The sequence below is a fragment of the Myxococcus xanthus genome (assembly GCF_006402735.1).
Taxonomy (GTDB): Bacteria; Myxococcota; Myxococcia; order Myxococcales; family Myxococcaceae; genus Myxococcus; species Myxococcus xanthus_A.
Genome location: NZ_CP017174.1, coordinates 6,132,822 through 6,145,354, shown reverse-complemented (window position 1 = coordinate 6,145,354; position 12,533 = coordinate 6,132,822). Strand labels below are relative to the sequence as shown.

The following is a 12,533-nucleotide window of genomic DNA, read 5'->3' as shown; positions in this document are numbered from 1 at the left end:
CAAGAAGGCCAATGATTCCCGCCGTTTGGCGGGTTTTGCAGGATTGCTCGGGGGCGCTGGCGACCGGTAGAGTTCCGGTCACTGGCGCCCTCGCTGCTTTTTCTTTCCATTCCAAGGCCCGCCCCTCCATGCAACAGCCCACGCTCTCGTCGCGTCCCACGCTGCGCGTGTCCGATGACCGCACCTTCGTCGAAACCGAAGCGGCACTCGACAAGGCCGGCCGTGTCGAGGAATTGATTCGCCTCTACGAGGGGCGCTCGCGCGATGTCGTCTCCGATGAAGCGGTGCGCCTGCTGTGCCGCGCCGCGGAGCTCGCACATGATCGGCAGCGCAACACGCAGCGCGCGGAGGAACTGCTCAAGCGCGCGTTGCTGGTGGCGAAGGATCCGCTCCCCGCGCTCAGAGGCCTCAAGCGCCTGCACGAGTCGCGGCAGGATGGCGCCGCGCTGGCGGACGTCCTGGAGCGGCTGGGCGGCGTCACGCAAGGCGAGGAGTGCGCGGGCCACTACCTGAAGGCGGCGGACGTCTACGAGCAGAAGCTGTTCCGGCGCGACCGCGCGGTGCTGTGCCTGCAGCGTGCGGCGCGAGCGAAGCCGGACCGCGCCACCTTCCGGCGCGTGCGTCAGTTGCTGTTGTCGGAGGAGCGCTTCCAGCCGGCCTTCGAGGCCTTGGAGCGCGAGCGCGCGGCGTTGGGTGACGCGGACATGGCGGAGGAGTACGCCGCGCTCGCCGAGCGACTGGTGGACGACCCCACCGAGCATGAACTGGCGCAGCGGGTGGTGGATGTTGCCCATGCGTTGGATCCGCAGAACGCGCGGCTGGAGAAGGCCGCGCGCGCGTTGCAGCGCTTCGAGCAGACGTGGCGTGACCGCGTGCGGATGCTGCGCAGCATGTCGCTGGAGGAGCGCGACCGGAAGAGCGCGGCGCGCCTGTCGCTGCTCGTGGCGAAGCTCTTCGCCTGGTACGACCCGGCTGCGTCGGCGAAGGTGAAGGAGGCGCTGGACCGCTGCTTCCTGCTGTGGCCGGGCATGCCCGAAGGCCTGTCGCTCATCGAGAAGCTGACGCTGCGTTCGGGCGGTGATTTCGCGCCGGCGATTGCGCAGATCGAGGCGATGGCGGGCGAGGTGAAGGACCGCAACGCGCAGGTGGACCTGTGGCTGCGCGTGGGCACGCTGCGCCTTGGCCGGCTGAACGACGCGGACGGCGCGCTGGCCGCCTTCGAGAAGGCCGTGGCGGCGGACCCGTCCCGCGCGGACGCGGCCAGCCTGACAGCCGAGCAACTCCTGGAGAAGGGCCGGGCGCCGGAAGCCGTCGCGGTGCTGGAGCGCTACCTGGGCACGGTGAAGGACCGCTCCACCCAGGCGGGCATGCGGCTGCGGTTGGCGGACCTGTTCCTGACGCAGATCAAGGACGCGGACGCCGCGCGTGAGCACCTGGAAGCGGCGCTGAAGCTGGACCCCACGCAGGCGTTGGCGGCCTTCCAACTGGCGCGGCTGTTGGCCGAGGACGACGAACTGGAAGCCGTGGTGCCGCTGCTGGACCTGGCCCTGCTGGCACCACGTCCGCGCCCGGAGCGGGTGGCCTTCTGCGAAGCGCTCGCGCTGATGTTCGAGGAGAAGGACGACGCGCGCGGGGCCTTCGAGGTGCTGTCGCGCGCCCTGGAGCTGGAGCCGGGCCGTCCGCTGCTGCTGGGCACGGTGGTGGAGCACGCGGAGAAGGCCCAGGTGCAGCCCGCGCTGGCGCTGGCACTGCAACGCGCGGCGGAAGCGGCGCCGGTGGCGGAGGTCGCGGCCACGATCTGGCGGCAGCTGGCCCAGTTGCTCCAGGGCCCCCTGGCGGACCCGTCGCGCGCGGAGGCTGCATGGCGGGAGGTGCTGTCGCGTGTCCCGGGTGACGCCGCCGCGGCGGAGGCGGTGAAGTCGCTGCAGGCGGCCGCGGCGCTCGCGGACGACCCGAAGGCGCGGCTGGAGGCGGACGTGTCCCGGCGCGAGGCGGCCGGCGCGGCGCCCGAGGAGCTGGAGCCGTTGGCGCGCCAGTTGGTGCAGCTCGCGCCAGAGGATGCGGCGGGCGTGCAGCGACTGCAGGCGCTGTGCGTGGCCCAGTCGAAGTTCGACGAGGCGGCGGCGCTCGCGGGGCGGTTGGCGGGCCTGGCGGAGACGCAGCTGGAGCGCAACGAGTGGACTGCGCGCCAGGCGAAGCTGTACGCCGAGAGGCTGGGGCGTCAGGAGGACGCGACGGACCTGTTCCTCGGCCTGCTGTCCGAGAACGTCTCCACCGGCGTGGTGGTGGGCGGACTGGAGCGGCTGGCGGCGGCGGGCATCCGCACGGCGGAGGTGACGGAGGCGCTGGCGGCGCACTACGGGCGCAGCGGCGACCACCAGCGGCAGGTGGCGGCGCTCCAGCATCAGTTGGAGGTGACGACGGAGCCCACGGCCCGCAAGCGCCTCTTCTCGTTGCTGGCCAGCATCCATGAGAAGCAGCTCGCGGACAGCCGCGCGGCTTTTGACGTCCAGGTGCGCGCGCTGCGCGAGGACGCGAAGGACGAGGGCTCCCGCGCGGAGGCGCTGAGGCTGGCCAGGGACTTGTCCGCGCACGCGGAGCTGGGGCGCGTGTTGCGCACGCTGGCCTCCGAGTCCGAGGACCCCGCGGTGGCCGTGCCGCTGCTGCTCGAGGCCGCGAGCCTGGCGGAAGAGGGCGCGCTCGCCGCGGAGGCCATCGCGGCGCTGGAAGCGGCGGTGACCCGTGCACCCGAGTCGAACGCGGTGCTGCAGCGGCTGGTGCGTCTGTACGGGCGCGCGGGCCGGTCCGCGGACGCGGAAGGGCTGCTGCGTAAGCGCATCCAGGGCGCGCGTGGGCAGGAGCGGCTGGAGCTGCTGCTTCAGCTGGTGGACCTCAACACGGAGCTGGGGCGCGATGCCCAGGCGGCCGAGGCGCTGCAGTCCGCGCTCTCGCACGGCGCCGAGGAAGGCCGGCATCTGCCGCGCCTGGCGGAGCTGTACGAGAAGGCGGGCCGGACGCGTGAGTTGGGAGACACGCTGGCGAGGATGATTGCGCTGGCCGAGTCCGCGGGTGACGCGGACAAGGTGGCGCGGCTGAAGCTGCGTCGTGCGCACCTGCTGCAGGAGTCGCAGGACGGCAGCGCGGAGGCGGTGCAGAGCTTCGCGGACATCCTGCTCCAGCGTCCCTCGGACCCGGATGCGCTGGCGGCGCTGGAGGCCATGCTCGCCTCGGGCCCGTCGCGCGAGGCGGCTGCGCGTGTGCTGGTGCCGGCCTTCGAGCGCACCAAGGACCACCGCAAGCTGGTGGCCACGTTGGATGTTCTGGCGGAAGTGGCGAAGGACGACGCCGCGCGTGTGCAGTCGCTGCGACACGCGGCGCAGGTGCACCTGACGCACCTGCGGCAGCCGGAGCTGGCCTTCGCGGCGCTGGCGCGCGCACTGCGCCTGGCGCCCGGTGACGCGGGGCTGCGCTCGTCGGCGCGGCAGGCGGCGGAGGACGCGGACTCGCTGGACAGCTACGCGGAGATCATCGCGGAGCTGGCGGAGGAAGGGGACGTCGGCTCCGCGCGACTGGCGCTGCTGCGCGAGCTGGCCGAGGTGCAGGAGAAGAAGCTGGACGACAAGGCGGGCGCGGTAAAGGCGCTGCGCGACCTGCTGGCCATCGAGCCGGGGAGCCTGGACTGCCTGCGCGCCCTTCAGCGGCTGCATCGCGCGGGTGAGGAGTGGGCGGCGCTCGCCGAGGTGCTGGAGAAGCTGGCCGCTGCATCGCCGGAGCCCGCCGAGCAGCTGGCCTTCCTGCGCGAGGCGGCGCTGCTGCACGAGACGAAGCTGATGGACAAGGAGAGCGCCGCGGGCGCCTGGCGCGTCATCGCGGAGCGCGACCCGGCGAGCCGTGAAGCCGCGGCGACCCTGGACCGGCTCTACACCGAGAGTGGCCGTCACTCCGACCTGGCCTGGGCGCTGGCGCTGCGCCGCAACCAGGAAGGGCAAAGCCCGCAGGGGCGTGAAGTCTCCTTCCGTCTGGCGGAGCTCCAGCGCACGGTCCTGGATGACCCGAACGCGGCGCTGGGCCTCTACCGGAAAATCCTGGCCGAGGACTCGGGCCACCCCGGCGCGCGCGCGGCGCTCGAGGCCTGGGTGAAGGCAGCGGTGCCCGCGAGCGGCGCGGCGCTGGAGGTGCTCGACCCGGTGCTGGTGCAGGTGGGCGACCACGCCCGCCGTGTGGCGCTGCGTGAAGCGCGCATGACCTCCGCGCTCACCGTGGAGAAGATCCTCCTCGCGGGAGAGATTCGCCGCATCTACGAGCGCGACATGCTCCAGCCCTCGCTGGCGTTCATGTCCGCGGTGAAGTCCTTCGCGCAGGGGCTGGACCGGGAAGGCGTGCAGCCGGACCTGGAGCGGCTGGCGCGCGAGACGGGCTCGCACGAGGTGCTGGCCGAAATCTACGAGACGGCGGCGACGGAGCTGAACGCGGGAGACCCCGCGGCGCTGGAGTTGTTGCGGCGCTCGGCGGAGCTGCGCGAGTCACTGGACCAGCCCGAAGAGGCCGCGCGGCTGTGGAAGAGCCTGCTGGCGGACGCGCCCCAGGACCGGCAGGCGCTGGAGGCCCTCTCGCGCCTGTACGAGAAGGGGCAGAACGCCAAGAGTCTGTCCGAGGTCTACACGCGTCAGGCGCAGCTCTCCGCCGACCCGGAGGAGCGCGTGGGGCTGCTCCTCAAGGCGGGCGAGGCTCACGCGAACGCGGGTGAAGACGCGAAGGCCATCGAGACGTATCGCTCCGCGCTGGCGCTCCGGAAGGTGCCCGAGGGACTGCTCGCGCTGGAGAAGCTCTACGCGAAGTCTCGGCGCTTCGTGGAGCAGGCGGACGTGCTGGACCAGCTCGCGGATGGCGCCGCGGATGAAGGCGCCCGGCGCAACTGGCTGCTGAAGCGCGCCCAGCTCCTGGAGAAGGAAGTGGGGCCGGCGGAGTCGCTGCCGGTGTACCGGCGTCTGCTGGAGCTGGCGCCCGGTGACGGCCAGGTGGTGGCGGGCCTGGAGCGGCTGATGGCGCACGACGCGCCTCGTGCCGAAGCGGCGCGCCTGCTGGAGCCCGTCTACCGTGGCGTCAACGACACCCGGAAGCTGGTGGAGGTGCTCGAGGTGCTGCTGCCGGGCGTGGCGCCCGAGCGGCGGCTCGAGCACATCCAGGAGATCGCCACCCTGCGCGAGGCGCTGGGGCAGACGTCGCTTGCCTTCGTCGCACGCCTGCGCGCCTTCAACGAGGCGCCGCAGGAAGCCACGGTGCGTGACGAACTGGAACGGCTCGCAGCCGACTCCGGTGCGTTCGAGGAAGTCGCGGCGGCCTACGAGGACCAACTGGAAAGCGGCGCGCAAGAGCCGCTCGCCGGTGACTTGTGGCGGCGGTTGGCGGGCATCTACGACAACCGCCTCAAGCGTTATGACCTGGCCGTCCGTGCGATGGAGGAGATGTCTCGCAGGGACCCGAAGAACAAGTCGGTGTTGGACGCCATCGCCCGGGTCCACCGCCGTACGGGCGCGCACCGTGAGCTGGCGCTCGTCATGCGCCGTCAGGTGTCGGCCGAGTCCAATGCCTCCTCGCAGGTAAACCTGCTCTTCGAACTGGCGCACCTGGCCGAGGAGACGCTGGCGGACAAGTCGCTGGCGGCGCAGTCGTACCGGGAAATCCTCGGCCTGCGGCCGGAGAACGCCAACGCGCTGAAGCTGCTGGGGCGGGTGCTCGCGGAGATGGAGCGCTGGCCGGAGCTGGCGCAGCACATCGAGCGGGAAATCCAGCTCGCCGACGAGCGCGGCGCCCAGGAAGAGGCGTCCGACCTGCGCGTGCGTCTGGGCCGGCTGAAGGTGTCGCGTCTGGACGACCCGCGCGGCGCATTGGAGCTGTACCAGTCCGTGCTGACGCGCCGGGCGGGGCATGCCGGTGCGGTGGGTGCGCTGGAGGAGATGGCGCGCTCGGAGAGCCCGCTGCGTGGCGCCGCGGCCAGTGCGCTGGAGCCCATCTTCGCCTCGGTGGGCAACCACCTGAAGCAGGTGGAGATGCTGGAGTCCCGTGCCTCGGCGGAGGCCGTGCCGCAGGAGCGGGCCGCGCTGCTGCGCCGCATCGCCGAAATCTACGCCGGCTCGCTGGAGAACGCGGAGATGGGCTTCCTGGCCGCCACGCGCGCGCTACGCGAGCTGCCGGATGACCTGCGCTCGTTGGAGTTGTGCGTCGCGCTGGTGGACAAGGCGGAGGCCCCAGAGGAGCTGGCCGCCATCTTGACGGAGGTGGTGGGCAAGGCGGGGGATGCGTCCCGCGCCGAGCTGTACCGCGCGCTGGCCCGCATCCAGACGGACCTGGGCGAGCCCTCCGAGGCGCTGGCGTCGTGGAAGCGCGTCCTGGAGCTGCGGCCCACGGACACCGAAGCGCTGGATGGCACGGTGCGGCTGGTGGCATCGCAGGGCAAGCCCACGGAGCTGTTGGAGGTGCTGCGCCGGCAGCTCGCGGTGGCGGAGGACCCGGCGCGTCGCGCCACGGTGCTCTTCCAGATGGGCACGCTGCAGGAAGAGCAGCTCAAGGACGGGCTGGGCGCGCTGGCCACCTACCGGCGCCTGCTGGAACTGAAGCCGGACGACCTGCCCACGCTGGAGCGCATGGAAGCGCTCTGCCAGAAGCAGGAGCGTTGGCCGGAGCTGGCGGACGCACTGGCCCGCCGCATCGCGCTGATTCCCGCGGAGGAAGGCCTGGAGCTGAAGTTCCGTCTGGCCACGGTGCGGGAGTCGCGGCTGCTGGACCGCACAGGCGCGCTGGCGCTGTACGGCGAGGTGCTGTCCGTGCAGGCCAACCATGCGGGCGCGGTGGGCCGCATGGAGGCGCTGGTGGCCCGCGAGCCGCAGAACCTGCTCGCGGTGGAGACGTTGCTGCGCGCCCTTCGCGCCAGCGGCGACATCACGCGCCTGGCGCAGGTCATCGAGACGCGCGTGGGCGTGTCGGGCGACGCGTTCGAGCGCAAGGCGCTCCTGGGCGAGCTGGCCACGCTGCGGGAGTCCCAAGAGGAGTCGGAGCTGGCCTTCCTGGCCCTCTTCCGCGCCTTCAAGGAAGACCCGAACGACGCCGCGATTCGTGCCCGGCTGGAGAACGCCGCGGATGCGTCCGCCAGCTATGACGAACTGCTGTCCGCGTACGAGGAAGCCCTGCCGCGCGTGGCCGAGGCCGCGGATGCCGCGCAGGTCTGCCTCCGGTTGGGACAGATGCTGGAGACGAAGCTGCGCGACTCGGACCGCGCCGTCTCCTACTACGAACGCGCGCGCACGCTGCACCCCACGGTGCAGGAGCCATCGCTGGTGGCGTTGGACAGGCTGTACCTCCAGTTGGAGGCCTGGCCGGAGCTGGCGGGCATCTTGGAGGCCCTGGTCGCTGGCGTGACGGAGCCCGCGGACCGCGTGGGCTACCTGTTCCGCCTGGGCCAGCTCTACCAGGAGCGGCTGGACAGCCCGGACCGCGCGGCGGGGGCCTACGAAGGCATCCTGGCGTTGGACCCGGAGCACCTCGCGTCGGCGCGGCTGCTGGAGGGCATCTACGAGTCGGCGGGTGCGTCGGAGAAGCTCTACAGCATCCTGAAGCTCCAGGCGGAGAAGGTGTCGGGCGCCGAGCGCGACCGCGTGCTGGCGAAGATGGCGCAGGTCTCCGCCGAAGGACTGGCGGACCTGGGCGGGTCCATCGAGCTGTACCGCGAGCTGCTGGCGAAGAACGCGCGCAACGAGCAGGCCTTCTCCGCGCTGGAGTCCCTCTACGAGCGCGCAGACCGGCCGCAGGACCTGCGTGAGCTGCTGGAGGGCCGGCTGGCGGTGACGCTGGACCCCCGCGAGGTCGTGCGCCTCAATGAGCGCCTGGGCCGCGTCGTGTACCGCCTGCTGAAGCAGCCGGAACAGGCCGTGCCGTTCTTCAAGGCCGCGCTGGACCGGGATGCACGTCACCGCGGCGTGCTCGACACGCTGCGCGAGCTGTACGACGAGACGGGCCAGCGTGAGGAGCTGGTGGGCGTGCTGCGCCGGCTGATTCCGCTTCAGGAGAGCAGTGACGGCGTGAAGGCGCTGCGTCTGCGCCTGGCGGAAGTCCTGGCCGGCATGGGCCGCCGCGAGGAGTCCCTGGACGCCGCCCGCCGCGCACTGGAGGTTGAGCCTCACCAGGTTCCCGAGCTGGATCGCGTGCACGAGCTCTTCGTCTCACTGCGTGCGTGGAACGACGCGGTGCGCGCGCTGGAGCTGAAGGTGCAGGTGCACCTCCTGACGGAGGAGCGCGAGCAGGCTGTCGCTGCTTACTTCGCGGTGGCGGACCTGTGGGTGGGGCAGGGCGGCAAGCCCGAGCTGTCCTCGGGCGCGCTGGAGAAGGTGCTCGAGCTGGACCCCGCCAACCGCACCGCCTACGAGCGCGCGTGCGACCTGTACCGGACGCACAACGACTGGCGTGCGTACGCCCAGGTGATGGACCGCTACATGCCCCACCTCGTCACGGACGAGGAGAAGCTGGCCGCGCTGCGCGAGCTGGCCCGGGTGCAGGAATCGCGGCTGGGACAGAAGGACGTGGCCTTCCTGGCGCTGTGCCGCGCGCTCCAGTTGGACGCGTCGGACGACACGCTGCGCGAGGAAGTGGAGCGGCTGGCTGACGAGACGGGCAGCCACGAGGAGCTGGCCGCCGTCTACGAGGAGGTCGCCGACGAGCTGCCGCGTGGCGCCCTGGCCGAGCGGCTGTACGCGACGCTGGCGCGCGTCCACGACACGCACCTGGATGACCCGCAGGCGGCGGAAGCGGCGTTCCGGAAGATTCTCGAGTTCGACCCGACCAACGCGACCGCGCTGGATGGGCTCGCCGCGGTGTTCCAGCGGCGCGGCCGTCAGCGTGAGTACGTGGTGGCGCTGGAGCAGAAGCTGGAGGCAGCCGGCTCCATCGAGCAGCGCAAGGGCATCCTCCGCGAGATTGCCCGCGTCTGGGACGAACAGCTGGAGGACCCCGTCGAGTCCGCCAGCGCACTGCTGCGTGCGTTGGAGCTCGAGCCCGACGCGGAGACGCTCGGCGTGCTCACCGCGCTGTACCGCCGTCAGCGGTCGTGGCCGGACGTGGCGTCCACGTTGCTTCGGGCCCGGGACCTGGCGGACAGCATGGAGGAACGCGCGCGCATCCAGGTGGAGGTGGCGGGCGTCTACGAGCGTGACATCGGCGACGACGAGTCGGCGGTGGCTGCGTACCGGCAGGCGCTGGAGCTGGACCCCGTCAACCGCGAGGCGCTGGAATCGCTGGAGCGGCTCCACACGCGGTTGGACCACCCGGCGGACCTGCTCGCCATCTACGAGCGGATGCTGGAGCTGAGCGAGGACTGGCGCGAGAAGATTCGCGTCCTCTTCCGCAGCGCGACCATCTGGGAGGACAAGTACCAGAACCCGGCGAACGCGGACGTCTGCGTGGAGAGCGTGCTCGCCATCGACCCGCAGAACGTCCAGGCCATCAAGACGCTCATCCGGCTGCGCCGGGCGCAGGCGCGGTGGGAGGACCTCATCGCGGCGTACGAGCGGCAGCTCGCGCTGGCCGTCAGCCCGCAGGAGCAGGCCGAGCTCTACGTGGACATCGGCAATGTCCAGTACCAGCAGCTCAAGGCGCTGGACCGCGCGGTGAACAACTACCACGCGGCGCTCGCGGTGGACGCCGAGTGCCGTCCGGCGTTGCACGCGCTGGGCACGATGTACGAGCGCAGCGGCAACTGGCCCTTCGCGCTGGAGATGCTGTCGAAGGAGGCAGAGCTCGCCGGGCAGTCGAAGGACGCGGTGGAGCTGTACTACCGCCTGGGCAAGATCAACGAGGACATGCTGATGGACACGGGCAGCGCCCGGACCGCCTATCAGCAGGCGCTCGCGGTGGACCCCGGGCACCTGCCCAGCATCCGCGCCCTCAAGGGCATCCAGGAGCAGGAGAAGGACTGGAGCGGCTACGAGCAGACCCTTCGTCAGGAGGCGGAGCAGACCGAGGACCCGGCCGCCAAGGGCCGCGCGCTGCTGGATGTCGCGCGCTACCACGCGGAGACGCGCGAGGACCGGGACACCGCCACCGGCTACTGGAAGGAAGCGCTGAAGCACATCCCGGACAGCCTGGAGGCCGCGCGCCCGCTGTCGGATGTGTATATCGCGCACGAGGACTGGGCGTCCGGCGAGCGGATGCTGGACATCGTCACGCGGAAGATGGCGGAGATGGCGATGGCGGAGAAGGACTCCGTCTCCGCTGCGGACCTCTGCCGTCAGCTCTACCGCTTGGGCTACGTGGCGGAGAAGCTGGGCAAGCGTGACAAGGCGCTGGGCTGCTACGAGAAGGCCTACGAGCTGGACGCCACGTACCTGCCCGCGCTGGAGGGCTACGGCAACCTGCTGGTGCAGACGCGACGCTATGAAGGCGCGCTGAAGGTCTTCCAGACCATCCTCATCCACCACCGCGAGGAGCTGACGGACCTGGAGGTGGTGGAGGTGTACTGGCAGCTCGGCGACATCCACGCCGCGCTGAGCCAGACGGACCGCGCGCAGAACCACTTCGAGAAGGCGCTGGCCATCGACCCGGGCCACGAGCCGACGCTGCGCGCGTTGGTGGCGCTGCTGGAGAAGCAGGGCCAGTACGAGAAGTCCGCGGAGCTGCGGCAGCAACTGGTCGGTGTCCTTGAGGGCGAGGCCCGCGCGAAGGTGTGCCTGGAGCTGGGCCGCATCGCGCGTGACGAGCTGCACGACCCGTACATGGCCATTGACGCCTTCACCAACGCGCTCAAGTCCCAGCCGGACGCGCCGGAGGTGATGGACCAGCTCTACGTGCTGCTGCGTGAGACGCGTCAGGGCCAGAAGGCGGCGGACGTGCTGGCGCGCATGCTGGCGCTTCCCGCGCTGGGGCTGGAGCCGCACAAGGCCAAGCGCGTCTGGTTCGCGCTGGGTGAGCTGCGTCGCGATGACCTGAAGGACGTGGAGGGCGCCACCGAGGCCTTCAACGCCGCCCTGGACCTGGACCCGCGCTTCGTGGAGGCCTTCAGCGCGCTGGAGGCGATGCTCGGCGCGGCGCGCCAGTGGAAGCAACTGGAAGAGAACTACACGAAGATGCTGGGCCGGCTGCCCAAGACGCCGGAGACGCACGTGGCGCGCATGGCGCTGTGGCGCGCGCTCGGCGACCTGTACCTCCAGGTGCTCAAGCACCCGGAAGGCGCGGTGGCCGCCTACGGCGTGGCCGCCAAGGGCCTGCCCGACGATGCGGTGGTGCAGGAGGCCTTCGCGGACCTCGCCGGACAGATGCCGGGCCGGGAGGACGAGGCCATCGCCGCGCTGCGCCGCGCGCTGCCGAACACGACGGACCCGCGCAAGGTGGTGGGCGCGCTGGTGCGTCTGTCCGCGCTGCGCAAGAACTACGATGGCGCCTGGCTCGCGGCGCAGGCGGTGTCCGGCCTGCTGGGCGAGGCAGGGGAGGACGAGCAGGAAATCCTCACCAAGCTGGGGCCCTACGCGAAGAACAAGGAGAAGGTGGAGCCGCGGCCGCTGAACGACCAGCTGTGGCACAACCACCTGTTCCACCCGAAGGCGCGCGGCCCGTTGGCGGAGCTGCTGGGCCTCCTCTTCGCGAAGGTGGGGCACCTGTACGCGGTGCCGTCCCAGCAGTACCAACTGGTGCCCAAGCGCCACCGCATCGACGTGGCCAGTGCGCCGGAGTACCACGTCCACCACTACCGGTACGTGGCGCGCGTGTTGGGCATGGAGGCGGTGGAGCTGTACTCGCCCTTCCTCGTGGCGACGCGCGAGCGGATGGCGAAGCGCTCCAACGAGCCGGCGCCCGAGCCGCTCATCAACGTGGAGCTGCTCCAGACGCACCCGGCCTCGCTGCGCGTGGGCGGCAAGTACTTCGCGGAGCAGGGCCAGAAGGAGGTCTACTACCTCCTGGGCCGCACCCTGGCGCTGGCGCGCTCCGAGCTGGCCTTCAGCCAGCGCGTGGCCCCCGAGCGGTTGGAGGCCATCCTCCAGGCGGCGTTGAGCCTCGTCGTTGGCAACGTGCGCATCGCGGAAGCGCAGCACCTGGTGGAGCCGGAGCGTCGGCTGCTGGAGCGGAGCCTCAACGAGCCGGACCGCGCGGCCCTGGCGAAGGCGGCGCGTGCCTGGTTGCCCACCGCGACGCCGCAGGCCGTGCGGCAGTATCTGGAGGGCGCGGAGCTCACCGCGGCGCGGGCGGGTCTGCTCGCTGCGGGAGAGATGGAGCCGGTGCGCCGCATGGTGCAGGGCGAGACGGGCTCCGCCTTCCGCGTCCCGGTGCGCAACAAGCTGCGGGAACTGTTGGTGTTCGCCACCTCCGAGGACCTGCATGAGCTGCGCGTCGCCGTGGGTACGCACGTGGAGGTACAGGTGCGCAGGTAGGGACAGACCCTGACGTGGGGTTCGTGCGTTAAAAGGCAGGCGGGCGGACTTGGCTCCGAACCTTGACCCCTCCGGCTGCCACTTCTACGATTCAGGCGGGATTTCTCCCGTCATTTCCGAGGC

Annotated in this window: 1 protein-coding gene; it reads left to right on the top strand. The window is 71.3% G+C overall.

Annotation, left to right across the window (positions count from 1 at the left end):
- Positions 1–128: 128 nt before the first annotated feature.
- Entirely contained in the window at positions 129–12,410 is a 12,282-nt protein-coding gene (locus BHS09_RS24945; protein WP_140799331.1) for a tetratricopeptide repeat protein, read from the top strand.
- Positions 12,411–12,533 lie beyond the last annotated feature (123 nt).